This is a genomic window from Enterobacter sp. 18A13 (assembly GCF_007035975.1).
Classification (GTDB): Bacteria; Pseudomonadota; Gammaproteobacteria; order Enterobacterales; family Enterobacteriaceae; genus Enterobacter; species Enterobacter vonholyi.
Genome location: NZ_AP019635.1, coordinates 17,657 through 44,040, shown reverse-complemented (window position 1 = coordinate 44,040; position 26,384 = coordinate 17,657). Strand labels below are relative to the sequence as shown.

Annotated in this window: 23 protein-coding genes and 11 pseudogenes; 19 read left to right on the top strand and 15 right to left on the bottom strand. The window is 49.1% G+C overall.

All coding sequences use genetic code 11. From position 1 onward, the window contains the following. Window positions 1-69: 69 nt before the first annotated feature. The 3 genes from FOY93_RS22760 to FOY93_RS22750 are packed head-to-tail and all read right to left on the bottom strand — an operon-like array spanning window position 70 to window position 1,436. The gene (locus FOY93_RS22760; RefSeq protein ID WP_123061025.1) at window positions 70-486 is read right to left on the bottom strand and encodes a DUF1380 family protein; all 417 of its coding nucleotides are present in this window, start codon (window positions 484-486) and stop codon (window positions 70-72) included. Window positions 487-534: 48 nt separating this feature from the next. Then, the gene (locus FOY93_RS22755) at window positions 535-759 is read right to left on the bottom strand and encodes a YubE family protein (protein WP_123061024.1); all 225 of its coding nucleotides are present in this window, start codon (window positions 757-759) and stop codon (window positions 535-537) included. After that, window positions 756-1,436, bottom strand: a complete 681-nt coding sequence (locus FOY93_RS22750) for a DNA methylase (RefSeq protein WP_123061023.1) — start codon at window positions 1,434-1,436, stop codon at window positions 756-758. Before FOY93_RS22750 ends, FOY93_RS22755 begins: the two co-directional genes overlap by 4 nt. A gap of 500 nt (window positions 1,437-1,936) precedes the next feature. Here FOY93_RS22750 and FOY93_RS22745 point away from each other — a divergent pair, with 500 nt between their 5' ends. Next, window positions 1,937-2,137, top strand: a complete 201-nt coding sequence (locus tag FOY93_RS22745; protein WP_017694174.1) for a hypothetical protein — start codon at window positions 1,937-1,939, stop codon at window positions 2,135-2,137. A 32-nt stretch (window positions 2,138-2,169) separates the two neighbouring features. Here FOY93_RS22745 and FOY93_RS22740 read toward each other — a convergent pair whose 3' ends face one another. After that, window positions 2,170-2,400 carry a plasmid partition protein ParG gene (locus FOY93_RS22740; protein WP_017694173.1) on the bottom strand — a complete coding sequence of 77 codons (231 nt, stop codon included), beginning with the start codon at window positions 2,398-2,400 and terminating at the stop codon, window positions 2,170-2,172. Window positions 2,401-2,452: 52 nt separating this feature from the next. Continuing rightward, on the bottom strand, window positions 2,453-3,073 hold the full coding sequence (locus FOY93_RS22735; protein ID WP_123061021.1) for a ParA family protein: 621 nt from the start codon (window positions 3,071-3,073) through the stop codon (window positions 2,453-2,455). Window positions 3,074-3,391: 318 nt separating this feature from the next. Between FOY93_RS22735 and FOY93_RS22730 the strand changes: the two genes are divergently transcribed. Continuing rightward, the gene (locus FOY93_RS22730) at window positions 3,392-4,012 is read left to right on the top strand and encodes a recombinase family protein (protein WP_143345784.1); all 621 of its coding nucleotides are present in this window, start codon (window positions 3,392-3,394) and stop codon (window positions 4,010-4,012) included. Between the two features lie 147 nt (window positions 4,013-4,159). On the opposite strand, the gene FOY93_RS22720 is transcribed toward FOY93_RS22730, so the two are convergent. Together FOY93_RS22720 and FOY93_RS22715 are read right to left on the bottom strand one after the other, a co-directional pair. Beyond that, entirely contained in the window at window positions 4,160-6,283 is a 2,124-nt protein-coding gene (locus FOY93_RS22720) for a peptidase domain-containing ABC transporter (protein WP_143345783.1), read from the bottom strand. After that, window positions 6,276-7,550: an HlyD family secretion protein gene (locus FOY93_RS22715; protein ID WP_143345841.1), complete on the bottom strand. Its 1,275-nt coding sequence runs from the start codon at window positions 7,548-7,550 to the stop codon at window positions 6,276-6,278. Before FOY93_RS22715 ends, FOY93_RS22720 begins: the two co-directional genes overlap by 8 nt. A 461-nt stretch (window positions 7,551-8,011) precedes the next feature. On the opposite strand from FOY93_RS22715, the gene FOY93_RS22710 reads away from it, so the two are divergent. From FOY93_RS22710 to FOY93_RS22690, 5 genes and pseudogenes are all read left to right on the top strand, one after another. Further along, the gene (locus FOY93_RS22710; RefSeq protein ID WP_172621946.1) at window positions 8,012-8,269 is read left to right on the top strand and encodes a hypothetical protein; all 258 of its coding nucleotides are present in this window, start codon (window positions 8,012-8,014) and stop codon (window positions 8,267-8,269) included. Window positions 8,270-8,319: 50 nt separating this feature from the next. Beyond that, complete coding sequence (locus FOY93_RS22705; protein ID WP_143345781.1) at window positions 8,320-8,589, top strand: hypothetical protein; 270 nt, start codon at window positions 8,320-8,322, stop codon at window positions 8,587-8,589. A gap of 26 nt (window positions 8,590-8,615) precedes the next feature. After that, window positions 8,616-9,857, top strand: coding sequence for a TcdA/TcdB catalytic glycosyltransferase domain-containing protein (locus tag FOY93_RS22700; protein ID WP_172621945.1), 1,242 nt, complete (start codon window positions 8,616-8,618; stop codon window positions 9,855-9,857). A gap of 194 nt (window positions 9,858-10,051) precedes the next feature. Further along, window positions 10,052-10,213, top strand: a pseudogene (locus FOY93_RS22695) (recombinase family protein); the annotation flags it as partial. Between the two features lie 221 nt (window positions 10,214-10,434). After that, window positions 10,435-10,800: pseudogene (locus tag FOY93_RS22690) on the top strand (IS110 family transposase); the annotation flags it as partial. A 42-nt stretch (window positions 10,801-10,842) separates the two neighbouring features. On the opposite strand, the pseudogene FOY93_RS23975 reads toward FOY93_RS22690, so the two are convergent. Beyond that, a pseudogene (locus FOY93_RS23975) lies at window positions 10,843-10,989 on the bottom strand (arylsulfatase); the annotation flags it as partial. A 94-nt stretch (window positions 10,990-11,083) separates the two neighbouring features. Beyond that, window positions 11,084-12,429 (bottom strand): IS3 family transposase gene (locus FOY93_RS23815; RefSeq protein ID WP_442876326.1). Its coding sequence is split into 2 segments (ribosomal slippage): window positions 11,084-11,943 and window positions 11,943-12,429, totalling 1,347 coding nucleotides; the frame shifts between segments, so codons are not numbered across the junction. Window positions 12,430-12,496: 67 nt separating this feature from the next. Between FOY93_RS23815 and tnpA the strand changes: the two genes are divergently transcribed. From tnpA to FOY93_RS22650, 5 genes and pseudogenes are all read left to right on the top strand, one after another. Next, entirely contained in the window at window positions 12,497-13,120 is a 624-nt protein-coding gene (tnpA, locus tag FOY93_RS22675) for an IS66-like element accessory protein TnpA (RefSeq protein ID WP_143345831.1), read from the top strand. Beyond that, entirely contained in the window at window positions 13,117-13,464 is a 348-nt protein-coding gene (tnpB, locus tag FOY93_RS22670; protein WP_143345776.1) for an IS66 family insertion sequence element accessory protein TnpB, read from the top strand. The genes tnpA and tnpB overlap by 4 nt, the downstream gene beginning before the upstream one ends. Window positions 13,465-13,483: 19 nt before the next feature. Next, window positions 13,484-15,055, top strand: a complete 1,572-nt coding sequence (gene tnpC / locus FOY93_RS22665; RefSeq protein ID WP_143345775.1) for an IS66 family transposase — start codon at window positions 13,484-13,486, stop codon at window positions 15,053-15,055. 29 nt (window positions 15,056-15,084) lie between these two features. Beyond that, window positions 15,085-15,717, top strand: a pseudogene (locus FOY93_RS22660) (IS3-like element ISEc36 family transposase); the annotation flags it as partial. A gap of 176 nt (window positions 15,718-15,893) precedes the next feature. Beyond that, window positions 15,894-16,587: pseudogene (locus tag FOY93_RS22650) on the top strand (IS1 family transposase). 35 nt (window positions 16,588-16,622) lie between these two features. On the opposite strand, the pseudogene FOY93_RS22645 reads toward FOY93_RS22650, so the two are convergent. The 5 genes and pseudogenes from FOY93_RS22645 to mobF all read right to left on the bottom strand — a co-directional run. Further along, window positions 16,623-16,865 (bottom strand): annotated as a pseudogene (locus FOY93_RS22645) (IS3 family transposase); the annotation flags it as partial. A 2-nt stretch (window positions 16,866-16,867) separates the two neighbouring features. Beyond that, window positions 16,868-17,497: a helix-turn-helix domain-containing protein gene (locus tag FOY93_RS22640; protein WP_143345774.1), complete on the bottom strand. Its 630-nt coding sequence runs from the start codon at window positions 17,495-17,497 to the stop codon at window positions 16,868-16,870. A 206-nt stretch (window positions 17,498-17,703) separates the two neighbouring features. After that, window positions 17,704-18,198 carry a ProQ/FINO family protein gene (locus FOY93_RS22635; protein ID WP_143345773.1) on the bottom strand — a complete coding sequence of 165 codons (495 nt, stop codon included), beginning with the start codon at window positions 18,196-18,198 and terminating at the stop codon, window positions 17,704-17,706. A gap of 365 nt (window positions 18,199-18,563) precedes the next feature. Next, window positions 18,564-18,842, bottom strand: coding sequence for a hypothetical protein (locus FOY93_RS22630; protein WP_143345840.1), 279 nt, complete (start codon window positions 18,840-18,842; stop codon window positions 18,564-18,566). A gap of 119 nt (window positions 18,843-18,961) precedes the next feature. After that, window positions 18,962-19,483, bottom strand: a pseudogene (gene mobF, locus FOY93_RS22625) (MobF family relaxase); the annotation flags it as partial. A 102-nt stretch (window positions 19,484-19,585) separates the two neighbouring features. On the opposite strand from mobF, the pseudogene FOY93_RS22620 reads away from it, so the two are divergent. The 4 genes and pseudogenes from FOY93_RS22620 to FOY93_RS22605 all read left to right on the top strand — a co-directional run. Then, window positions 19,586-19,774 (top strand): annotated as a pseudogene (locus FOY93_RS22620) (IS630 family transposase); the annotation flags it as partial. 265 nt (window positions 19,775-20,039) lie between these two features. Continuing rightward, window positions 20,040-20,282, top strand: a pseudogene (locus FOY93_RS22615) (transposase); the annotation flags it as partial. A gap of 229 nt (window positions 20,283-20,511) precedes the next feature. Further along, on the top strand, window positions 20,512-21,852 hold the full coding sequence (locus FOY93_RS22610; protein ID WP_172621907.1) for an IS110 family RNA-guided transposase: 1,341 nt from the start codon (window positions 20,512-20,514) through the stop codon (window positions 21,850-21,852). A gap of 21 nt (window positions 21,853-21,873) precedes the next feature. Beyond that, window positions 21,874-22,773: pseudogene (locus tag FOY93_RS22605) on the top strand (IS3 family transposase); the annotation flags it as partial. A gap of 14 nt (window positions 22,774-22,787) precedes the next feature. On the opposite strand, the gene FOY93_RS22600 reads toward FOY93_RS22605, so the two are convergent. Continuing rightward, a protein-coding gene (locus tag FOY93_RS22600; RefSeq protein WP_172621944.1) for an IS3-like element ISEc36 family transposase occupies window positions 22,788-24,016 on the bottom strand; the annotation gives its coding sequence in 2 pieces (ribosomal slippage) (window positions 22,788-23,701 and window positions 23,701-24,016; 1,230 coding nt in all). Window positions 24,017-24,118: 102 nt separating this feature from the next. On the opposite strand from FOY93_RS22600, the pseudogene FOY93_RS22595 reads away from it, so the two are divergent. The 3 genes and pseudogenes from FOY93_RS22595 to FOY93_RS22585 all read left to right on the top strand — a co-directional run. After that, a pseudogene (locus FOY93_RS22595) lies at window positions 24,119-24,343 on the top strand (integrase core domain-containing protein); the annotation flags it as partial. Window positions 24,344-24,648: 305 nt separating this feature from the next. Next, window positions 24,649-25,302 carry an oxygen-insensitive NAD(P)H nitroreductase gene (gene nfsB, locus FOY93_RS22590; RefSeq protein ID WP_143345772.1) on the top strand — a complete coding sequence of 218 codons (654 nt, stop codon included), beginning with the start codon at window positions 24,649-24,651 and terminating at the stop codon, window positions 25,300-25,302. A gap of 45 nt (window positions 25,303-25,347) precedes the next feature. Continuing rightward, complete coding sequence (locus FOY93_RS22585; RefSeq protein WP_143345771.1) at window positions 25,348-25,959, top strand: NAD(P)H-dependent oxidoreductase; 612 nt, start codon at window positions 25,348-25,350, stop codon at window positions 25,957-25,959. Window positions 25,960-26,384: the final 425 nt, after the last annotated feature.

Genomic DNA, 26,384 nt, shown 5'->3' with positions numbered 1-26,384 from the left:
GGAGCTGGCGACATCCTTTTGCGTTGCAGGACCGGCAGGGCCAGGATTGCTCCCGGCCCTGTGGCTGCATCAGATCCGTTCCATCAGCATTCTGACATCGTGCAGTGCCTGTTTGAGGAATTCAGGCGTGGGTCGGCCCACCTCCCATGCCTGCCCGACAAGATTTTCCAGGTCGCCTTCCTGTCGCCGCAGTACGCGCATGAGCAGCGCCGCGGGAACGCTTACCTCGCGTGCCACGGCCTCACGGTGTCGTACCAGAAGGTCGCATACGCCAGAATTTGTAACGCCTTCCCTGCGATATACAGCCATATCCGTATTACCGGTTGTTTCCATCAGCCCCTGAATCTCGGCAGGTTCCGGCTTTACATCAAGTTCACCGCAGGCGACATAAAAAGCTTCTTCGGTCCAGACCAGCAGGACCAGCGGCTCGTCGGGGGTGAACATGTTTTCGAGCCGGGTGCAGAGTTCTTCGCGTGTTCCGTACATTTTGATTCTCCTGTGTCGTTTTCTGACGGGCGTTTCCGCCCGTCCGTGTCAGTCTTTAAAGCTGGCGTCCAGCTCCAGCGCCTGCCGGTATGCTTCAAGATAAAGTGCGTTGATGCGGCAAATTGTCTGGCGGGCCAGCCGTTCTGTCAGGTTCTCCGCATCGTAGCGGTAGCGCGATTCCAGCGCATTCAGGGTGACGCGAAGGTCGCACATGCTGTTTGCCAGGGCGGCAACGTCGGCACGCAGCGCTTCGTTTCCGGCGTAATTCGTCATGCAGCCTCCGGAAGCCAGTCACCGTTGGCAGCGGGCAGGCACATTGAACGCCGGACAGCGGCCAGCCGCTGAACGCCGGCCCGGTGATACTGTTCGAGCAGCTCAATACCGATGTACCGCCGCCCGGCCTGTAGTGCGGCCACGCAGGTGGAGCCGCTTCCGGCAAACGGGTCGAGCACAATCGCACCGGGATGCGTGAAGGACTCAATCAGCGGTTGCAGGCTGGTTACGGGTTTTTCGGTCGGGTGGTGCCGGTTGCCGCTGTATTTCCAGCCCAGCACGTCCGGCAGCGGGTTTTGTGGCAGACGTGGACGGCCTTTTGCCAGCAGGTAGGCACACTCATGGCGGTAGCCCACATAGGCGGACTTCGATGTGTAGGTTTTGGTAAACACCAGGTGGCCGACAACGCTGAATCCGGCATGTTTCCAAGCAGCCATAAAGCGATCGACGCGGTTCCAGCCGTAGAAGCTCACCATCAGCGCGTCTTTTTTTAGGACGCGGTACATCTCATGGCAGGCGGGTTGCAGCCATTCATCGGTTTTATCGCCGGCGATGGTACGCCCCTGACGGTCACGAAAACCTACCAGATATGGTGGGTCGGTAAGGATGAAATCGACAGCATTATCCGGAAAGCCGGACATGATATGGACGCAGTTACCCAGGATGAAACGGGACATAATCATTCTCCTTTCTCAAATGCGGCGCCAGTTACGCCGTGCCGATACGACAGCCGGGTTAAAAGCGGAGAATGCAGGGGCGGTGCCGCAAGCCGCAGCGCAGTGAAAAAGCAGACGCTGGCTGGACGGTTTGACGGCGAAAATTGAGACGGAAAACGACGGGAAGACAGCGGGTAATGCCTTTGAAATTAACTGCGACCGGGTGAGGACACCGGCGTAGCGAACCCTTGCATTCGAAGCGGCCCGGCTACAGTAGCGGCACGGCGTTCACAGCAGAGCGGTATGAATGAGGAGCGCAGCGACATCGTATTTTCATCGTTGCTGTCCACAATTTCGGTGGGCAATCCTGTGTATAAAATGAGGGTATTCCGCGCAGGTCGCTACCAGCACGGATGACAGCACGCCTGACAAAACGGTTATCTTTTAACCACACTACGCAGACTTCACTTTTCCTGGTGTGGTATGTTGATGCTGAATGTACACAACCGGAGCGGAGAAAGATGGACAGAGAAATGCTGGCAGAGTGGCTGCGGGATATTGCCCAACATATAGAAGAGGAAAGTCCACTGATTCGTGATGTCAGTGTGGATGATGCCCTTTCTGATGAGGGGCTGGCCAGAAAGATCATCACCATCACGTTCAATGCGCCTGGTCGCGCCCCACAGCCTGAAGAGGACGCCAGCAGTATCCCTCGACACTGACAGTCCGATGTACATTACTGCTTAAATGGCGGTTATTCATTTTCTTTAAGCCAACCATCTACAAGTTGGTTGATGACATCCGTTATTGAAGTTCCATTTCGCACGCAGGCGGCTTTAAATCTGGTGTGTTTATCCTCATCAAAATTGACGTTAACACGCTTAACTTTTCCTGATAGGGCTGGCGCAGAAACCACCCTATCGAGGTCTCTGTTCTCACCGAATGTCATTTTTTTGCTACCACTATGGGCTTTTTCAAGTGCCATATATTTACTCCTATCATCAATTACTCATTTGAGTATATAAGTAAAGACACAATTACTCAAATATGCTAAATATTTCTTTTGTAAGGATTTCGATTTCACCTTTAGCCGCTCCATCACTAGACTCGAACACGCTGTCACCATCAAGAATCGATTTGACGTAAATCTGACGCTGGGTAATAGCCGTGCGGAACGATTTAACTCCAGTGTCCCTGATGCTTTCTTTTAGAACACTAAGCATGGTTGCCTGTTCGATTTTTCGGGTGATGAGAAAACGAGCTTCAACTTTCCGGCTATATGCCTGCGCTTCAAGGACAGTGACAACGCTTCCTGCTGCAGAAAAATCAAGCGGGCTGGGAGTAACCGGAATGATAACAAGATCGCTGACCATTACCGCAGCAGATGTAATAACGGAAAGCGAACCGGCACCATCAACGATGACAAAATCATATTCAGTAAGGTCTTTCCTAATGCCATATACATCTTTTTCAGAAGCGGCTGTAAACACATCAAATGCAGCCTTCCCAGATTTACTCCAGGTTGTCAGGCTCATCTGAGGATCTGTATCCACAACTGCGATGTTGTATCCCGCTCGAGCCATTGCAGTACTCACATTGATTACTGCCGTGGTTTTACCTGAACCGCCTTTAGGGTTAAGAAAAGAAATCACCTTCACACTCAAAAACTCCTTTGTGTATTTACTCAATTACTCTTCTGAGTTTTTGAGTTTACCATCTCAGTTAAATGAGTAAAAGCAAAAACACACATTTACACAAAGACTCATATACTCAAAAACTCACGGAGTAAGTAAAAACTCAAATGAGTAAAAGAAAGACACGCATGACGGTATATCAAAATGTGAAGGGATAACCGATGTCGCATTAGGGTATGCTTTATGTATACCACACAAAAAGATACCGGTTAATATTATTGTTACCACATAAGTGATACCATTATTGGCAATACCACTTAAATGTTACCATAAGGGCAAAAAATGTTCGTTTTTGGTTACCTCCGGGCATCCACTTCAGAGCAGGATGCCAGTCGTGCAAAAAATGCACTGAAGGCGTTTGCAAACCAGCATGGTCATCGTATCGCTGGCTGGTATATCGATAATGTCTCAGGTACGACAATGAACCGCCCTGAACTGATCAGACTTCTTGGCGATGCGGAACCAGGTGATGTCATTCTCATTGAACAGGTCGACAGGCTTACCCGCCTGGATGATGCAGGCTGGGAGACACTCAGAAAGCAAATCACCGATAAGCAGCTGGCCATCGTCAGTCTTGATCTGCCGACCAGCCATCTGGCGCTATCCAGCACAGTAAGTGATGACTTTACCCGAAGCATGCTGAAGGCTGTGAATAGCATGATGCTGGATATGCTTGCCGCTATTGCTCGAAAGGACTACGAGGACCGGCGACGCCGCCAGTTTGAAGGTATTAGCAAGGCAAAAGCGGAGGGCAGATACCGAGGCAGGGTGGCAGATGTGCAGAAACATGAACTGATACGAACTCTCCGCATTACACACGGAAAATCCCTGCGTGAAACAGCCCGCCTGGCTGGCGTGTCCAAAATGACTGTTATCCGCGTCTGCAATAACGCTAAAGAGTAGGGGACCGTTCCGGGGTGGTTCGATCCCCTTATTCTGGTAAAAACGGGCTGACTGCCTCATCACGCAGGCGCATGATGGTTTGTCCTGAGGTTCCCAAACTCGCGGGCAACGGCGCTGATACAGCCCCGAGAAAGGGCACTACTGTTCTTAATAACCATTATATTCAACTTTATCATCCAGCGAGATCACCCTGTCAGCAGATTCAATAGTAGTCTTCCTATGTGAAATTATTACTCTGGTTATATTTAGTTCTTTTATTGCCATATTAACAAAACTTTCACTTTCGTAGTCCAGCGCACTGGTCGCTTCGTCCATAAAAATGATACCAGGCTTGCGATAAAGGGCCCTGGCAATAAATAACCGTTGCTTTTGACCACCAGATAACCCCTCTCCTAACTCCCCGATCAACGTTTCATAGCCCATAGGCATTTTCAATATAACATCGTGAATGTAGCATTTTCTTGCACATTCAATCATCCACTCTTCATTTTCGTTTTCATCAAAACCACAAATATTCTCTCGTATCGAACCGGAAAATAATTTATCGTCCTGCATTACGCAACCTATCATTTTATGGTAATTATTTAAGCCTAATTGTTTAATTTCAATTCCGTCTACGATAACCTTACCAGAATCAGGCTCAAACAACCCGCACAACACCTTCATCAGAGTCGTTTTTCCGGCTCCAGAAGTTCCTGTTATCGCTATGCTTTCACCTGGGTTAATACGGATGCAGAGGCCACTAAAAATCGGTGCGGACTGACTATCATAGCGATAACTGAGATTATTTATTTCTAATGAAACAGGACGCATGGCGACATCAATTAGAATATCTGGTTTTCTTTCTTCCTGAGGATGTACAGCAATATCTGCAATACGTTCATTATGCAAACTTATCATTCTCAACTGTAAAATAAATTTAGTTAATGAAGACACTCTGTCTGCAAATTGTTCTCTGAATACACTAAAGGCAATAAACATACCTATAGTCATATGGTTATCAATCACGAGGCTTGCGCCCAGCCATAAAATTACTATCTGGTCGCAGGCCCCTATAAATGAATTTATTCCGCCGAAAAGCAGGTCCATCCGGGTGACTTTTACCCCGGTGTTAATGGTGTCTATTTCTAAATTTAGCCAGTGAGTCCCCCTGCGTTCGCCCATTCCCTGCATCTTAACCGTGGCGATTCCATACAGCGTTTCCATAAAATACGAGCGGGTTCTGGCATCCCTGACAAGCTCTTCCTCAGACAACTGACGGTACGTGCTGTATGTCAGTAACCTGATAAGTACGTAAACTGCAGTAAATCCCAGAACAACCCAGGTTAACCAGCCACCATATAGCACCATCATCACGACTACGCTGATGACCATAATACCATCCATTAGCGCCCCTACGATGCTACTCGTAAACGTCTCACGTAGCGTATTCAGTGAATCAAATCGGGACTGAATATCACCCAGCCTGCGTCGCTCAAAATAGCTCAATGGCAACCTTAGCAGGTGACTAAGTAATCCCGATTGCCACTGAACATTAATCAGTGTCGACATGACTAGAGAAGACCAGGAGCGCAGCATACTTACTGCTGTCCTAAGCAGGATAAATAACATCAGGCCAATACAGATAAGGGTAAGTAAACCACGATCTCCGGCTGGAAGTACGTGGTCCATCACCAACTGTGTTCCAACAGGCATCATCAGGTTTATGGTTTCTATCACTAAGGATAAGCAAAATATCTTTCCTAGCGCCCCCCTGAGACCGTGCACACTGTTCATCAAAGTGCTGAGGCTGAATCGGTTACGTACAGTATTTGCCGTAAATGTGCTGCCGGGCCAGACTTCAAGCGCAACACCGGTAAAACTACGTGAAAGCTCGGCCAGGCTGACGGTACGTCGACCGCGTGCGGGGTCATGCAGAAGTGCGTGGTTACGCCTGACGCTGACAAGCACCACAAAATGGTTAAATTCCCAGTGCAGTATGCACGGCATTTTCAGCAATGAAAGCTCATTGAGCTCAAGTGACAGAGGACGGGTGGATAGCCCCAGCTGTTCGGCAATGCCGGTCAGTCCGGATAACGAGGTTCCACGTGTAGAAAGGTTAAACTGCCGGCGCAACATAATCAGATCAATGTTCTTGGCGTAGTGGCCACATATCATCGCCAGGCAGGCCAGACCACACTCCGAAGACTCGGTTTGATGAACAATTGGGACTCGGCGACGTAGCCTTATATCCATCTGTTCAAGCAATTTTCTGAAGGAGAGCTTATTCATTGACCGGTCCTGTTGCGCTATTTTTCATGTCGTAGAACGGTGACAAAATCCACTGGTAAATCGTCCTTTTTTCCAGAAAAAGGGTGCCCTGTGCCTTCATACCGTTTTCCAGACTCAACCGTTTTCCGTTGTAGGCAATGGTCTGTTTATCAGGTCTGACAATAACCTTATAGTACGGTACAGCGGTGGTTAGTGCGGCTTTGGGTGCCCCCTGATAAGTCAGCATTTCCTGCGGCGAGGCAGGTGCCCTGGAAATGACGGCCACAGTCCCAGCAAACTGACCGAATTTCTCAGCCGGAAAAGCCTCATAGCGAATGTTGACCCGGTCACCGACAGTAATATAGGGGACAGCATCGTTAGGTACCCAGAGCACAAGGGAGTAGTGATCGATGTTATCCGGAATGACCTGAAGCAGGCTGTCACCAATGTTGACCATCTGTCCGGTCGTTACGCTCAACGAATCTATACGACCGTCGGCCAGAGAACGCACGATGATCTCCCCACCTGCATCAATGTTCCGCATTTCCTTCTGTAACTCGTAGCGCTGCATTTCCATCTGGTAAATCTGATTGTCAAATTCAGCGGCCTGGGTGTGGATTTGGCTTTCCAGCGCCGTAATCTGTAGAGCATTCTGTTCATTCTGACCAGAAAGACTCAGCAGGTTGCTTTGCTGCTGGTAATACAAAGCCACCTGGCTGGTAAGTTGGTCCTTGTTGATGAGTCCCCGGCTCTGATAGTTGCGGTAGTTATCCATATTTTCTTTCATAATACGAATACCTTCCTGGGCACGCCGTAGTATGTCGGTGGAGCGTCGGAAAGCGTCTTCATATTGCGCTTTTTGTTTTTCCAGCATGTCCAGGGTGGTTTTCCTGCTGCTTGCCAGCCTGTTGATAATCTGTGTGATACGTTCAAGCTGGTTTTCGATATCCCGACGTTGGTTATCACTGATCACGCCACTGCGCGTGCTTTTACTTACATCTATTTGGTAAATTGGAGCGCCGGACTTAATTATTTGTCCTTCTGTGACGAATTGCTTAACTACTACCCCCTGCACCCTGGAGTAAACGTTTGCCGCACGCGGATAGGTACTGATTTCTCCTGTCACATTGACCCGACGGGTATAGGTTCCTGCTATTACAAATGTCAGAAACGCTGCAATAAAGAAAAGGCATAAGGCAGCCACAACCCAAAAAGGGATACCAGGGATGAGGAGCGCTCTACCACGCCATTTCATTTTTTTATGATCTAGAGCTTCCTTACGAAACAAAACTTCCTCCATGAGGGGTATTCCAATCAGTTCAAAAAAAATTAAATTTCCAATTTAACGGAATTTCAATATAAAAAATACTTAGAGCTGATCCCGGCAAGCATAATACTCCACTTGCGAGTACTCAGTAGCCTAAAATTCTTCTGGCATGATCCTGTTCTTTCTTGCCATGCATGTTCCCAATGCAGTCTCCCTTATGGGGACAGGTTATAAGACAAACTATTACCTTTAAAGAGCAATATACTAACATCAAGAAACCAAAAAAAATGATTTCTTTTTTTTCAATCAGTTAATGAATAAAAGCGCATAGTTACCACGCAATTAATTAGCTAAAAAATAATATCGATGTTAAATATCAATAAAGCTTCATGATCAACATCACAAAAAAACACATTGGTTTTACTTTATTTTTTCATGCAATACATTTAATGTTAAACATAATTTAGAAGAGGAGAAAAGGCATGAAGGAAATTTTAAGTAGTCAATTTGATGCTGTATCAGGTGGATGGAATGATCGAGACGGAAGCGGGAAACGATCTTCGGATAATCCTGGCTCTGGTGGCAATCGTGGTGGTAACAGCGGTAGTGACCGAGGTTTTCAGACAGCTGCATATAAACTGTCTAATGAGGGCAGTGGAAGCGGGGCATATGGATTTGGGAATGCAGGCTCCTACTCAAGTAAAGATTACGGAAATCGACGTGTGGGTACTGATCGGTAATTAAATTACAAAGAACAGGATTTATTTCCTGTTCTTTTCACGAGGTAAATATGCAGACTTATATCTTTTATGTTAAAGAAGAAAATATCATAACCATTCTAAAAAATGATCTCACTGATTTAGAAAGAAGCAGGTTGACGTCCAATGGTTATAAAAAGCATTACTTAGAGGTAGAGGCCAATGATGAAAAAGACGCAGCCAAAAAATTAAATGATCTTAACAATGAAAATCTTAACGCACTAAGTGAATTTTCAGGAAGTCATCTTTTTACAGCTATTTTCATAGTTGGCGCTCTCATTTTAGCTTATTTTTACTTATGAAAATATCGAGCCAACACCTAGAAGAAATGGGTAAATGGAAATCTTCCGTTCCAGAAAATATCCACTTTGTATGGATAGGTTTATTTAGTAATTTAAATACAGATTACATCAAAATATGGAGGGATGTAAACAGAGATAAATCATGTTATCTCTGGCTGGATAAAGGTAGCACCTATTGTACTGAATTTCACAATTCTATAGAAAAATACATTAGTAAAAACTCCAAGACTCCAGTTGAATCATTAATTACATTAAAGAATGAAGCATTCGAGTACATATACCCAAAAGTACTCGAAGGATATGAATTCAATACCTTGGCCTTAGACTTCCTCAAGGAAAAAAACATACCTTTCGAACCAGATAAAATATCCCAGAGCAATATATGTTCATGTGTTAAATACGTTGAAGAAAAGGATATCACCACTATTTTCACTAATCAATTTTTAATGCTGAAAAAGTATTATTATTACGAATTGACACTCAGGGGGAATCTAGCCAGTGCTAGTGATATTGCCCGGCTAATTATACTTTATAAATATGGTGGTATTTATATTGATGTGGATACACTTCCTTATTTTGATTCAGTATTCCGCCACACGAATAAATATTTAATGTCGAACAAGATTGTCGATAATCAATATATCTCCCTGAGCAAAACAAAACTAGCGTTGCAGGTATTAAGTTGTAAACGCACCAACATCCAAAATGGATATGATTACTTAGACGATTGTTTTCATTTATCACCTCATGAAAAAAAGGAAATCAGGGAAAATATTTTTTTGGACTTGTATGATTTTAACTTGAATAGAATACCTCCTATTGGAGAAGTTTTTGCCTATGAAAATTTATTAGCGTTAGGCTCCATTAAAAGGTTGAAAGGAATATATTACAATAATGTGATTGCATCACACCCCGGTTCAAAGTCTATCGGAATTATTTTATGCTCTATAAAAAAAAGATATCGCTTCATTGAAAAGCATGATGCTATTTTTTCTTTATATGAAGATAAAGCCCCATGTCATTATCTCTCTCGCTTGCTTGGGTGGAGGGATGAATCTAGACAAAAAATAAGTATTACACCTGTTTTAACTGGTCCAGGATTAATAGTTGAAGTTATGCTTGGATTGGCATACGAACTTGTAGAGTTTGACAATAGCATCACTCCTTGTGACATTGCTAATTATTTTCAAAATGAAGATTTTGGCATCGCTTTTTTTAGACATAATTTAGATACACCTTACGGACTAGTATCATCATGGAGATCCTAAACATCCATTTATGTTTATAACTGCGCCCAGCAACTACTAAATCGGTTATGAAAATGAGAGGTTGAGTTACCAATCAATAAAACAGCCGGTTATGCCTTCCGCGTCGTTGGTTAATTAAGGCAAGATCCCGCTAATAAAAGAATTTCTAGATGAAAACAACCCTGAATTTTCGTTCCGTTAGCCTTCAAACCCCTATTAGCAAGGCAAAAACGGAGGGCAGATACCGGGGCAGCGTGGCCGATGTGCAGAAACATGAACTGATACGCACTCTGCGCCTGGCTCATGGAAAATCACTACGCGAAACAGCCCGACTGGCTGGGGTATCTAAAATGACGGTAATTCGCTTCTGCAACTAAGAAAAAGGGTAAAAAAGGGGACCGAACCACCCCGGCACAGTCCCCTTGTATCTTGAAAACGATTTAGAATAGCTGTGATTGGATTTGGCAAGGTGTATGCAGCCCGAAGTCCCCTAGGGTCTAAAGCCCGCCCTTCAGCGAATGGCGCATACACTGAGCCACTCATCTGAAACCCGAACAGTTGTCCGTACTCCATAACGCATTTGCAAGGATGGGTAATCATGAGTCAGCCAAATCCACTTTGTGTGGGAATTGATGTTTCGAAAGCCACACTGGACATCGCAGCCAGCAGTGATATTGCATAATTTACAGTCGGCAATGATTCTGATGGTTTTGATGCCATTATCACCGAACTTAGAAAGCATTCTGTAGAGCTAATTCTGATGGAGGCGACTGGCGGACTTGAAGCCGCCGTGGCCTGCTCGCTTCAATCTGAAGGCTTCGACGTTACGGTGATCAATCCCCGGCAGGCTCGTGACTTTGCCCGCGCTATGGGGTATCTGGCAAAAACTGACCGTATTGATGCCCGGGTACTTGCACAAATGGCAGAGGTTATTAATCGACATCCAGAACGGGAACGCTTTATGGGGTTCTCCGCCGGAACCGCCGAAATTTCCGACCTACCATTTTTAGTGATCTTTCGGAACCTCGATAAGGCCATCCGCAATACTCTGAGCCAGTCGCTCCATCCATTTCGCAAAGCGAAAATATCCAGGATATTGCTGGCAGATGTAGTCCATCTGCACCTTTGATGTGCTGTCCATCACTCGTTTAAAGTAAGTGTCACAATTAGACCGTCTGTGCAGCAGGCTCAGGTTCCGGGAAAATAGTGTCCATCATTTTTGATCTGCGCCCCAGATCTTGGACAACTTATGCAGCCTGACTCAATCGATATTGTACCGGACTAAGACCGCCAAGTTTTTCCTTTATCCTCAATTGGTTATAATAATCAATGTAATCGATAATGTCTCGCTTTAAGTCATCCACATTTTTATATTCATTGAGGTAATAACATTCTGATTTCAATGTTCCAAAAAAACTCTCTATCACTGCATTATCAAGGCAATTTCCCCGACGAGACATACTCTGGGCGATGCCACTATCTTTTAACCATCGTTGCCAGCGTGACATCTGATATTGCCAGCCTTGATCGCTGTGCAATATTGGGTGTTCGTCTTTCGGCAACTGTTTCAGCGCATCCGTGAGCATAGTCTGCACCATTGAAGGTAGAGGGCGGTTAGCGAGGTTATAAGCAATGATTTCGCCATTATAAAGATCCATGATGGGCGACAAATACAGCTTTTTGCCATTCACTTTAAACTCAGTGACATCTGTGACCCACTTCTCGTTGGGGCGTTCTGCGTCAAACTGGCGTTTCAGGAGATTATCGCAAATTCGTCCTTGTTCTCCTTTATATGAACGGTACTTTTTGACGCGAATCAGGCTGCTAATACCCAGTTCCTTCATGAGTTTTCTAACGGTTTTGCCATTAAGTAAAACCCCCTCGTTACGACATGCCAGCCTGATGCGTCTGTAACCATAGCGACCTTTGTGCTGGTGATAAATTTTCAGCACAAGCGCTCTGGCAGACTGGTATCGGTCCGGAGCCGCAAGACGTTTTACATGATAGTAAAATGTACTCCGGGGCAGCCCAGCAACGATTAACAATCGGGACAATGGCCATTCCTGCCTTAGTTCACTTACAATGCTCACTTTTTCCTGGGCGCTGAGCATGTTTTCTGCTGAACCAAGGCCTTCAGCTTTTTTAAGTAGGCATTCTCGACCCTGAGTTGTTCAAGTTCCTCTCGCTCAACATCGGTTAATGCTGGCTGTGGTGGGACTGGCGTGATGCTTTTATCTGGCACTGGGATGATCTTTTGATTTTTTCGGGTGAAAGCATCCTCGCCATGTTTTCTATATTTTTCAAGCCAGGTACATACAGTACCAAAGGCTGGTATCCCATGTTTTACCGCAGTTTCACGAACAGAGAAGCCATCATCCACAACTTCTTTTACTACCATAAGTTTGAAATCAGCAGAGTAGCGTCCCTTTTTACCCGTAAGCACACCGATCCCATGCTCCCGGTAGGCATAAGCCCATTTTCTTACCGTGCAAGGGCTTATGTCGTACATCCTGGCTACAGATTTCAGACTCAACTCATCTTCCAGATACTTCTCTGACACTTCCTTTTTGAATTCCAATGAAAATTTTGCCATGCGCCCTCAGTTTTTGATCTGGTGTCTAACTTTTGGGGCGCACTACATTTTAAATGGACACTATCGCTTGAAACACCGGACATGGCTTCTTGAGGTACTTCGCCTCCACTTTGAAGAAAAACTGCCGCGCATTGAGGCCGGACGCCGGTTAGGCATCCCCAAAACCACGGCCTGCGATCTCTTTGTTCGCTTCAGGAAAGCCGGTCTCTCCTGGCCTTTGCCGCCACGGATCAACGCAAAAAACCTGGATAAACGCCTTTACCGGCAGAACTCCCGAAAATCGTCCATTCTTCCCGTAGTCCCTGCGCTCTGCGAAATCCCTGTCGCCCGCAAACGACCACGACGTCCCAACTTCCCCCGCGACTTCAAAATCGCACTGGTGGCGCAGTCGATGCAGCCCGGCGTCAGCGTGGCACAGCTGGCCCGTGAAAATAACATTAACGACAATCTCCTGTTCAACTGGCGACGTCGTTATCAGCAGGAGCTGTCAGGGACTCCGGCCAGCACGCCAGCACTGCTCCCCGTGACGCTGACCGCTACCGAAAGGCAGGTCAGCCCGCTGACACCCTCTGCGGAAGAGTCTCCCTGCTGCGAACTGGTTCTGCCCGCCGGTACGCTGCGTATTAGTGGAAAGCTGACGCCAGAGCTGCTGCAGATGCTTATCCGGGAAATGCAGGGAGGATGCCGGTGATATCACTCCCTGCGGGCTCCCGCATCTGGCTGGTCGCCGGCGTGACGGACATGCGCAACGGCTTCAATGGCCTTGCTTCCAGAGTGCAGAACACGTTACGGGATGACCCCTTCAGCGGGCATCTGTTCATCTTCCGGGGGCGTCGCGGCGACATGATAAAGGTGCTGTGGGCGGACCGGGACGGCCTGTGCCTGTTCACCAAACGCCTGGAACGGGGGCGCTTCGTCTGGCCGGTGACCCGCGACGGCAAAATCCACCTGACGCCGGCGCAGCTGTCCATGCTGCTGGAAGGCATTAACTGGAAGCATCCGCAGCGAACGGAACGCCCTGGAATACGCCTGTAACCTGCTGTAAAGTTGGGTTATGGAGACCTCATACCCTGATGAAAACGCCCGGCTCAGGGCGCTGCTGCAGGAGCAGCAGACCACCATCCGCAAAATGGCGGAGTATAACCGCCTGCTCTCACAGCGGGTGGCGGCGTACGCCAGCGAAATTAACCGGCTGAAGGCGCTGGTCGCTAAGCTGCAGCGGATGCAGTTCGGCAAAAGCTCCGAAAAGCTGCGTGAGAAAACGCAGCGCCAGGTGCGCGAGGCAGAGGAGCGCATCAGCGCCCTGCAGGAGGAGATGGCGGAGGTGCTGGGAGAGCAGCATGACCCGGTACTGCCCCAGCCGCTGCGCCAGTCTTCCTCTCGCAAACCGCTGCCGGCATCGCTTCCCCGGGAAACCCGCACGCTGTCGCCGGCAGAAACCGCCTGTCCGGAATGCGGTGGCGAGCTCACTGCGCTGGGCTGCGACGTATCGGAGCAGCTCGAGCTTATCAGCAGCGCCTTTAAGGTTATCGAAACGCAGCGGCCGAAGCTGGCCTGCTGCAGCTGCGACCACATCGTTCAGACACCCATGCCTTCAAAACCCATTGAGCGCAGCTATGCGGGGCCCGGCCTGCTGGCGCGCATCGTCACGGCGAAGTTCGCCGAACATGTGCCTCACTATCGTCAGTCAGAGATATACCGTCGTCAGGGTGTTGAACTGAGTCGTGCCACGCTGGGGCGCTGGTCCGGCGCGGTCAGCGAACTGATAGAGCCGCTGTACGACCTGCTTCGCCAGTACGTGCTGATGCCGGGTAAGGTGCATACCGACGATATCCCTGTGCCGGTGCAGGAGCCGGGCAGCGGCAAAACCCGCACGGCCCGGCTGTGGGTCTGCGTCCGGGATGACCGTAACGCGGGGTCACAACTTCCACCGGCGGTATGGTTCGCGTACTCGCCGGACCGGAAAGGCGTGCATCCACAGCAACATCTTGCCGGGTACAGCGGTATCCTGCAGGCGGACGCGTACGGTGGCTACAACGCGCTGTACGAAGACGGCCGCATCACCGAAGCGGCGTGTATGGCACACGCCCGCCGAAAAATCCACGACGTCCACGTCCGCCTCCCAACAGATATCACAACCGAAGCACTGAGGCGCATCGGCGAACTGTACGCCATCGAGGCGGAGATACGCGGCAGTCCGGCAGAGGAAAGGCTGGCGACCAGAAAAGCCAAAGCCATACCGCGGATGCAGTCGTTGTATGACTGGATACAGGAACAGATGAAGGTGCTGTCGCGCCACTCGGATACGGCGAAGGCGTTCGCCTACCTGCTGAAGCAGTGGGACGCGTTAAACCTGTACTGCAGCAACGGGTGGGCGGAGATCGACAACAACATCGCGGAGAACGCACTACGTGGCGTAGCCCTGGGCAGGAAGAACTGGCTGTTCGCGGGTTCAGACGCGGGCGGTGAACGTGCTGCGATCCTGTACTCGCTGATCGGCACCTGCCGGCTGAATGGTGTGGAGCCGGAGGCGTGGCTGCGCTATGTCCTGGGACATATCCAGGACTGGCCGGTAAACCGGCTGCGCGACCTGCTGCCGTGGAAAACCGATCTCACATCTGCATAAGCGTCAATACGGTCTGGATGTGACGCTTACTATACCGCATCATGCGTCAGAATGCGCTGCTGCTTGAGCGTAAACCAGAAATACCGCCATCGAAGCGGGCGCATACAGGGAAAGTGGCCGTTGGAGAAAGTAACCAGCGGTGGTGCTCTGACGGATTCGAGTTCAGCTGTGATAACGGTGAAAAACTGCGGGTCACGTTCGCGCTGGACTGTTGCGATCGCGAGGCACTTCACTGGGCGGCCAGTACTGGTGGATATGACAGTGAAACCGTGCAGGACGTCATGCTGGGTGCCGTGGAGAGTCGCTTCGGTAACAGCCTGCCGACATCCCCCGTTGAGTGGCTGACAGACAATGGTTCAGCCTACCGTTCTTATCAGACGCGTCAGTTCGCCAGAATGGTAGGACTGGAGCCTAAACATACGGCGGTACGTAGCCCGGAAAGCAACGGGATGGCAGAGAGCTTCGTCAAAACGATGAAGCGCGATTACATCAGCATCATGCCGAAACCCGACGGGTTAACAGCGGTAAAGAACCTCGCGGAGGCCTTCGAACATTACAACGAATGGCATCCGCATAGTGCACTGGGGTATCGTTCGCCACGGGAATATCTGCGGCGACGAACCAGTAATGGGTTAAGTGATAAAAAGTGTATGGAAATATAGGGGCCAATCCAAACAGTATAGTTGTCTCATTATTTTTTCTCCTCAGAAACATCTTTTGGCTTACTAATGTCTTTAATAAGACCAGATGAAAACTCCGAGGCTACTCCCCCCCAAAAATCGGTGATGCCTCTAATTAGTTGAATCTGATGTATAATACGGGCTTTTGAGGTTATCTCATGGCCAGCGTTAACGTTCATTGTCCCCGTTGTCAGTCTGCACAGGTCTACCGCCATGGTCAGAACCCTAAAGGCCATGACAGATTTCGCTGCCGTGACTGCCACCGTGTGTTTCAGCTTACTTATGCTTATGAAGCGCGTAAGCCGGGTATTAAAGAGCAGATCACTGAAATGGCCTTCAATGGGGCCGGGGTTCGCGATACCGCCAGAACACTGAAAATTGGCATTAACACCGTCATCCGGACTTTAAAAAACTCGCGCCAAAGCGAATAACGTCTTCGCCTGTTGCCCATGCTGATGTGGCGCTTATCTGCGAACTTGATGAGCAATGGAGCTTCGTTGGCAGTAAAGCCCGGCAGCACTGGCTCTGGTACGCGTACAACACCAAAACAGGCGGTGTACTGGCCTACACTTTCGGTCCTCGAACCGATGAAACCTGCCGGGAGCTACTGGCACTGCTTACACCATTCAACATCGGCAGATCACCAGCGACGACTGGGGCAGCTATGGCCGGGAGGTACCGAAGGATAAGCATCTGACCTGCAAAATATTCACCCAACGCATTGAGCGTAATAACCTGACGCTCCGTACCCGCATTAAGCGATTGGCTCGTAAAACAATCTGCTTCTCACGCTCAGTTGAGATCCACGAAAAAGTGATCGGAGCGTTTATCGAAAAATACATGTTCTACTAATTGGATGCACTACCCAATGGATTAATCTGAAGTGGTCAACAAAAACTGGCCACAGCTTTAGAGTTTTTCCAGTATCGGTTTTCCGATTCGTTTGGTGGTAACCCACCGTTATATTCATGCGGTCTGAGCGCGCTGTAATATCCAACGATATAGTCCGTTATTGCGTGAGCTGCATCGCTGAAGCTTACGTAGCCTGTCACTGGCATCCATTCGTTCAGAAAATAAGGGGGATTTTGCCAGCCCCCCTTAATGCAACAGAAACCCCGGGATTGCCGGATCATCAGTAATTCGCCGGAAGTGACTTTTTATCCATCAGCCTTCCCCTGCGCATTGTAATATATCCGCCGGTGCTGAGCTCCTTCAGAATTTTGTTCAGTGAACTGCGTGAGACGGTCGTCCGGCTAAGAATGAACTCAAAGGCTGAAAACCTGCTGCGCTGCTCTTCATCCATTTCCCACAGCATTTCAAGGTGCTGTCTGACAATCCCGTAGACGTTTCGCGATGCGAATGCTTCATCGCGAATGTAGCATTTATTTACCACATCCACACAAAGTGTGAAGGCCTCCTGCCAGAGTGATTGCTCTTCGATAAGGCGCAGCGCGCGTTCCTGCCTTATTGCCATCAGCTCGGCCGGTCTGGTGGTTCTGAGATAATGAAAGATCGTATCCTTCTCCCGGAGGGTCAGTCCGGTGACGGCGGGGGCTTTGACGTAAGCCACGACGGTATCGTCTGACAGCCTGCGGACCTCTGCTTCACCCGCGCACAGACAGTACACGTACTGCGTCTCTTTCTGACGAAATGGTATGGTCTGCTTTTCGCCGGCGACAACCCTGTGAAAACAGTCAGCGCTCTCAATATTGTCAATGATACGTTCTGCAGCAAGCTGTGCGGATATACTGGTCATCATCATTCCGTGTAAAAATACCCATTAATTTAGTGTGGTAAAGGTGTTAACGGAGTTTAATATAGGCGAATTATGATATTATTTTGTATCAGTGATTGTGGAATATTGAAGCTGTGACTGGTATCAAAAAATTCAGCAAGCGTTTGACATTATTCCTGTGGTCCTGACCGGCCTGCCACCTCCGGTGACGGAGACGCCTCATACAGGTACAGTCAGTCAGCGGAATGTGCGGCCTTTGCTTTTTTTTGCCTCAGGTTTATTCGCTTTACCTCTGCTGTCAGCGCTTCCTCCTCCGTGACCATGCCCACAGGTCTGCCCGAGGCGTCATACCGGAAAGCCCCTTCCCTGATGCCCTCCAGATACATCTCGCTCCTGACCAGCGCTTTCAGCGCGAATGCCACCTGTGTAAGCGTTAACGGCAGCTTCCGGGCATCAATGTCCCCTGCCAGCTGGTCTTTTATCCCCACAACCACAGGCCTGGGACGTTCTCCGTCAAACAGACCGGGCCAGAACCGACGCAGGGGATTCACCGCATCGGGTAACTGCGTGGCCGGTAATGGCAACACCGCCGCAGGAGCCTGTGCAGGTTTCTTTCGCATATCAGGCGGAGGGGGCGGATTTCTGGTTATCCTCCGTTTTTTGTGCTTTATCAGGCCGGAAAGACGCGACACGGCGTCAGTCGCCGGAACTTTTTTCTCTGCTGACATAAGTTTCTTCCCTGCAGGTTAAGGTGGTAAATAATACGCTGCGGGCAACATCCGGCCCGCACTGCTCCGCTGATTCGCAGTACCTGAGGAACACCGCAGATACCGCCGGAGCGGGAAATCCAGCTTCCCGCTCCGGCGGTATCCGACAACGACGCCCTGCGGAGGCGTCAGCGGTTCGTTGTTCGCTGCCTGTTCCGGCACTTCCGCGCACAATGTTCTGCAAACCGTTTCCAGCGCAGACAGGGCGCTGATTCTGCAATTTCGCACCACGCCTTCTCTGCAGACCCCTCAAGCTCAAGCCGCACGGCGTTCTGTTCCTTTCTGCGGTGGTGTCGGATATTCCTGTTAGCGTGCATTTTCCCTCATCAATAGTTTCGGAACCAGTAGCAGACCGGACCGTCGGCTGTATCATGGACTGAGCCCATAAACCAGCCTTCATCATCAGGCGGCTCTGGTATCCAGTCTCGGGCATCCTGAGCACCGCCTGCAGGAGCCTCATCGCGCAGGCTCATTGCGTATAACTCCAGTCTGTTGATGCTCAGCCAGTCGCTGAACTCTGCCGGCGTTTTACAGCCGCTGCGGATAAGTGACGGGTGGACCCAGATCCCCTGTTCGTCACGACACACTTCAGCCGCTACAACCATTCCCTCCCCATCACCGTTTACGGGTGACATGTTTTCAGCCACCACGGAGGCAGCGCATGCCGGTTTTTCCATAAAATTTTTCCTTTCAGTAAACTAATTACAACAACAGGTCAAAGAGAGCTGCCCAGAGACCGCAATTTATCTCCGGCAAAGGTGGCATTGAGTACGAGTGCATGGGGGTGAAGCTGCGGATCCAGATCGCGGGAGATATCGTGGTTATACAGAGCAGCCACCATATTTCCCGTAAGCACCGTTTCCGTTTTACCGTTTTCAGTCATGCGCGCGCTGACCAGCTGCTCCACTTCCGTCATCGCCACCGCGACGGCACGATTATGGGCTTCGATAACGCGACGGTCTTCCCCGACCAGTGCCATAGCAGAGACGCTTTTGGGGGCTGAAATGGTCAGATCGTAGCCGCTGCGGTGTTTATTGACGCCATTGACCATCCTGGAGAGATCGGAGCCGTCGGGAAGTTTGCCCTGACGTATCGCATCCATATCGGCGTTAGCCACTTCCCCTTTCAGCCCGATTTTTATCGCGCCCTCACCCAGCCAGCGTGACTCCAGCGAACCGCTCGCATAGTAGTTATCTTCGTGGCTGTAGTAGGAGGCATCCCCCTTAATTGACGAAATGGAGAGCATCAGAATATCCCCCTGCTGTCATCTGAATCATGCGTTTTATCTGCCGCATGGTTGATGTTGACCTCTTCCCTGCGGGTCATATCGAGGGTCTGATGCTGTTGTTACCAGCCGGTTTACTCGCCGTGGGTGAACCACGTTGAGCGACTCTGGCAGGCCCTGCACGATACGATAACCCGGAACCATCAGTGCCAGACAATGTGGCAGTTGTTGAGAAAGGTTCACCATTTTATGGAAACCGTGAGCCCGTTCCCCGGAGGAAAACATGGGCAGGCAAAAGTGGAGCGATATTAGACGCAGCTATTTAGGTTCAAAGGGCAATATCAACATCCTGAAGGGGACGGTTTGTCCCCGGCAGAGCAGTTCTATCTGATGGTCGCCTAAAATAGGCGCCGCAAATTTTCCCGCGCTCTATCCCTTAATGCAACAGAACCATTTAGATTACCCGTGGCGATTCATCTTTTTTATGTAAAAAAACACAAAAAAAAAATTCAACTGAATCGCCACGGGTTTAACAGACACCTCAGAGTCATTTAAGATGGCTTAAAGAGAGGTGCCCATGAGCGGTAAGCGTTATCCCGAAGAGTTTAAAATTGAAGCAGTCAAACAGGTTGTTGATCGCGGTTATTCTGTTGCCAGCGTTGCAACGCGTCTCGATATCACCACCCACAGCCTTTACGCCTGGATAAAGAGCTACGGTCCGGATTCTTCCACTAATAAAGAACAGTCAGATGCTCAGGCCGAGATCCGCCGTCTCCAGAAAGAGCTGAAGCGGGTTACCGACGAACGGGACATATTAAAAAACTGTCCATGGGTGAAACCCCGTCCTGAGTCTCAGAAACTCCCTGGAAAAGCTGGCAGACTAATTTAGCGAAGGAAGCAGCCGTCGGCCTTTTGGTGGTATGACCCCGTAAAAAAACATGGTTCAGGGACTGTGGCGGATCCGACAGTGGTGACTTTGATCCCGTTCAGGAAGGTGATTTCTCCGTCGTCCCCTCCTTCGTTCATCAAAAATGAGCAAGGAGATTCCCATGAAAAAATCCTCCCGAATGTCTATTGTCCATTCTCATGCTGCGGGCGTTGATATTGGCGCTGAATTTCACGTTGTCGCCGTACCGCCTGACGCTGACGCCGAGCCAGTCAGGACTTTTCAAAGTTTCACCGGCGACCTTCATCGGATGTCTGACTGGCTCAAAACCTGTCACATTACGACCATCGCCATGGAGTCCACCGGCGTTTACTGGTTGCCTGCTTTTGAGATCCTTGAAGCCGCGGGTTTCAATGTGATCCTCGTAAATGCCAGAGACGCAAAAAATGTTCCTGGTCGCAAGACTGATGTCAACGACGCCCAGTGGTTGCAGAAACTGCATTCATTTGGTCTTCTCCGGGCCAGCTTCAGACCTGAACACGACATTTCTGTACTCAGGTCTTATTTGAGGCAACGGGAACGCCTGACTGAATACCGGGCTGCACATATCCAGCATATGCAGAAGGCGTTGATGCAGATGAATGTGCAATTACATCATGCCGTATCGGATATCACTGGCGTTACCGGTCTTTCAATCGTCAGAGCCATTGTCAGTGGTGAGCGCGATCCTTCAATGTTGATCCAGTATCGTGATGTCAGATGTAAGAAGACGCCAGAAGTGCTTCAGCAGGCCCTGACAGGGAACTGGCAGCCTGAGCATCTTTTTGCACTTGAACAGTCGGTTGCATTTTTCGATTTTTACCAGGAAAAGATCCGCGAGTGTGATGATCAAATCGAAACTTCATTATTGCAGCTCAGTATCGGAATTAAAGAGCCTGAGGGAGTATTGCCCTCCGCCAGACATCGTACAAAGCAACCCAATCAACTTTCCTTTGATGTCAGACCGTTACTCTGGAAAATTACTGGGGCAGATCTGACACAGATACATGGGTTTGGACCTTATCTGGCACTAAAATTCGTTGCCGAATGCGGTACTGACATGAATCGCTGGCCGGATGCGAGCCATTTTACCTCGTGGCTATGTTTGTCCCCGGGAAATAAGATCTCCGGTGGAAAAGTGTTGTCCTCGAAAACGAGACGTTCATCCAGTCGAATTGCTGCTGCACTCAGGCTGGCAGCCACAACAATTGGCCGGAGCGATACCGCGTTGGGCGCTTTTTATCGTCGATTATCATCCCGTATAGGGAAAGCGAAAGCAGTCACTGCAACGGCAAGAAAACTGGCAATACTGTTCTACAATGCCCTGAAATATGGTCAGAAATATGTCGATCCTGGCGCGGATTATTATGAAGAACGCTACCGTAGTCGCGTACTCGATGGACTTAAACGAAGAGCAAAATCACTGGGTTACTCTCTCCAGCAAGACCCTGAATTATGCGTGTGAATCGGGAGTTTCTCAGGAAGCCGCGGCGTACTTCGCAAAGCTGTCCGACTGAGGTACGCCTTTATCCGTGACAACGCCCGTTGCTGGCCTGTTCGCCTGCTCTGTCGGGTGCTGGATGTTCATCCCAGTGGCTTTTACGCCTGGCTTCAGCAGCCGCATTCACAGCGCCATCAGACAGACCAGATGCTGACAGGACAGATTAAACAGTTCTGGCTGGAGTCGGGATGCGTCTATGGTTATCGCAAGATCCATCTGGATCTGCGGGACAGCGGGCAACAGTGCGGAGTGAACAGAGTCTGGCGACTGATGAAATGTGTCGGGATAAAGGCTCAGGTCGGATACCGGAGCCCGCGGGCACGTAAAGGCGAGGCCAGTATCGTGTCGCCTAACAGGCTCCAGCGACAGTTCAATCCGGATGCTCCGGATGAGCGTTGGGTAACGGACATAACCTACATCAGGACCCACGAAGGCTGGCTGTATCTTGCCGTGGTTGTTGATCTGTTCTCACGCAAAATTATCGGCTGGTCCATGCAATCCCGGATGACAAAGGACATTGTCCTGAACGCACTGCTGATGGCTGTATGGCGGCGTAATCCCCAAAAACAGGTGCTGGTTCATTCGGATCAGGGCAGTCAGTACACAAGCCATGAGTGGCAGTCGTTCCTGAAATCACACGACCTGGAGGGCAGCATGAGCCGTCGCGGTAACTGCCATGATAATGCGGTTGCAGAAAGCTTTTTCCAGTTGTTGAAACGCGAACGGATAAAGAAAAAGATCTACGGAACGCGGGAAGAAGCCCGCAGCGATATTTTTGATTACATCGAAATGTTTTATAACAGTAAGCGTCGGCATGGTTCTAGCGATCAGATGTCACCGACAGAATATGAAAACCAGTATTATCAACGGCTCGGAAGTGTCTAGATTTGGATTGGCCCCTATATTTCCATACACTTTTTATCACTTGACCCATTACTGGTTCGCCGCCGCAGATATTCCCGTGGCGAACGATACCCCAGTGCACTATGCGGATGCCATTCGTTGTAATGTTCGAAGGCCTCCGCGAGGTTCTTTACCGCTGTTAACCCGTCAGGTTTCGGCATGATGCTGATGTAATCACGCTTCATCGTTTTCACGAAGCTCTCAGCCATCCCGTTGCTTTCCGGACTGCGTACCGCCGTATGTTTAGGCTCCAGTCCTACCATTCTGGCGAACTGACGCGTCTGATAAGAACGGTAGGCTGAACCGTTGTCTGTCAGCCACTCAACGGGGGATGTCGGCAGGCTGTTACCGAAGCGACTCTCCACGGCACCCAGCATGACGTCTTGCACGGTTTCACTGTCATATCCACCAGTACTGGCCGCCCAGTGAAGTGCCTCGCGATCGCAACAGTCCAGCGCGAACGTGACCCGCAGTTTTTCACCGTTATCACAGCTGAACTCGAAGCCGTCAGAGCACCACCGCTGGTTACTTTCTCCAACGGCCACTTTCCCTGTATGCGCCCGCTTCGATGGCGGTATTTCTGGTTTACGCTCAAGCAGCAGCGCATTCTGACGCATGATGCGGTATACGCGTTTGGCATTGATCACCGCCATGTCGTCAGTTTCTGATTGTCTGCGCAGCAGTGCCCACACCCGACGATAACCATAGGTGGGCAGATCGCCGATAACGGTATGGATACGGGCCAGCGCGTCGGTATCATCAGGCTTGCGCTTGCACCGACGATCCTGCCAGTCCTTCGACCGGCGGGCCATGGCATGCAGTTGCGCACGTGAGACACGGAGGCAACGACTGACAAGGCTTATTCGCCATCCTCCGGCAACAAGGGCACGTGCGCTATCCACTTTTTTTGTCGGCCATATTCAACGGCTTCTTTTAGCAGCTCGTTTTCCATGGTTTTCTTGCCCAACAGGCGCTGCAGCTCTTTAATTTGCTTCATAGCAGATGCCAGCTCCGACGCGGGCACAACCTGTTCTCCTGCGGCAACGGCTGTGAGGCTGCCTTCCTGATACTGCTTACGCCACAGGAACAGCTGACTGGCAGCAACGCCATGCTGACGGGCGACAAGCGACACAGTCATTCCGGGCTCAAAACTCTGCTGAACAATGGCGATTTTTTCCTGAACACTTCGCCGTCTGCGCTTCTCTGGACCTAAAACATCAATCATCCGAACTCCAACGACTAGTCTAAAAACTAGTATTAAGACTATCACTAACTTAAGTGATACCAACTGTCTGGAGATTCATGGGGCCAGCCTAAGATTATCCGTGGCGATTCAGATAACGCGATGGCCGAAAGCATCAACGGCCTGTACAAAGCGGAGGTGATAAACAGACAAAGCTGGAAAAGCCGTGCAGAGGTTGAGCTGGCGACGCTGGCGTGGGTGGACTGGTACAACAATCGCCGGTTGCTGGAAAGGCTGGGGCATATCCCACCGGCAGAAGCCGAACAGGCATATTATGCTTCCATCGGGAATAAGGATCTGGCAGCCTGAGTTCCCGGACTAAAAACTCTCCCACAAAACCGGGCGGTTCAGTTTCAGGGGGCTACATCAGTAACCCCAGGAAAGCGTTCCCTGTGTACTGCGCCCCTCTGTCTGTGTGCACCACCAGGCCCGTGGCGTATAACCTGCGAAGAGCACCTTTATACCCGTTGTTGACACTAAGAACCCCTGCATATCGGTTACTGTTTGTATCAGACGAACAGTATGTTCACCCAAATTACACTTATCTTTTCCCGTGATGTCGTTAATCTACCCTCGTAGCCCACATACGGGAAATTTAACCACCAGGAGTTGTTATGGATATCATTTCTGTCGCCCTGAAACGCCACTCTACCAAGGCGTTCGACGCAAGCAAAAAACTGACCGCGGAAGAAGCGGAAAAAATTAAAACCCTGCTGCAGTACAGCCCGTCCAGCACCAACTCCCAGCCGTGGTACTTCATTGTGGCCAGCACCGAGGAAGGAAAAGCGCGCGTGGCAAAATCCGCCGCGGGCACATATGTGTTCAACGAACGCAAAATGCTGGATGCTTCCCACGTAGTGGTGTTCTGTGCGAAAACTGCGATGGACGATGCCTGGCTTGAACGCTTACTGGCTCAGGAAGAAGCAGATGGTCGTTTCAATACGCGAGAAGCCAAAGCAGCTAACCATAAGGGCCGTACCTATTTCGCCGACATGCACCGAGTGGCTCTGAAAGATGACGACCAGTGGATGGCGAAGCAGGTTTACCTGAACGTCGGCAACTTCCTGCTGGGCGTGGGCGCAATGGGTCTGGACGCAGTGCCGATTGAAGGTTTCGACGCCGCTATTCTCGACGAAGAGTTTGGCCTGAAAGAGAAAGGCTTTACCAGCCTGGTGGTGGTGCCGGTTGGGCATCACAGCGTGGAAGATTTCAACGCTACACTGCCAAAGTCTCGCCTGCCATTGAGTACGATTGTGACTGAGTGTTAAAAACTGCAGGCGCACCGATATTTTACTTAAAAAGGTATACAAATAATGAAAGTGTTAGTTGTCATTGCACATCCAAAACTTACCAATGGCTCCCGTGTAAATAAATCATTAATCTCAGCCATTAAAGATCATGTTAGTACTATCAGGAATCTATATGAACTTTATCCCAATGGAGTGTTTGATATAAAAAAAGAACAGAGCTTGCTGTTAGAACATGACGTTCTTGTTTTCCAGTTTCCTATTTTTTGGTATTCAGCCCCTTATTTACTCAAGAAGTATTTCGAGGATATTCTTACTCCAGGATTTGCCTATGGAGGTGATGAAAAAGATTTTAAGTTAAAAGATAAGATTTTCCAAATTGTTGTATCTCTGGGGGCAAGAAGAGATAGTTATTACCCATTAACCATTCCCCAACCAGATGACGAAAGTAAAAATTATATAGAGAAGAGGTTAGTGGATTTATTTGGAAATAGTTTGTCAGATGCTTTATTTTTTGACTATGAGCAACTATCAAGTTATACAAAAATGAAATATCAGCATCCATTTGTTGTTTTTGGCGCACCAGAAATCAACTTACCATGGAGAATAACAGATTCAGAACTAAATAGTATTAAATCTAATTACATTGAACTTATCAATACATTTCATAACGTATAATTGCGACTATTCGGATTATATGAATCTATCCAGAAAGAGATTTTCCGATACTTTCTGAAAGAATAAATATGACCGGTAGCAAATGGGGCGAGATGAATTCTGGTAGAAAATTTGGCACTATTTCAAAGTTAACGGTAAGGACTTTTTGTTATTGAAAGGCTTTACATTTCAATAACTTTTATTTAAGCTATGTTATTCACCAGATGTATGCTACGTCCGTAAACCATGGCGTATTCAAGCAGTGGTGGTCGAGAATATTACTCTACAATATTCCTATACACTTATTCTTTAATACATCCATATTTTTACCTTAGTCATTGCAATTGAACTATTTATATATTTATATTTAACTTAAACATATCTTTATCTGCGACTCAGGCATGGGTTAAACATTTAAAAATGGACGCTTCGCGAATTCAGATAAT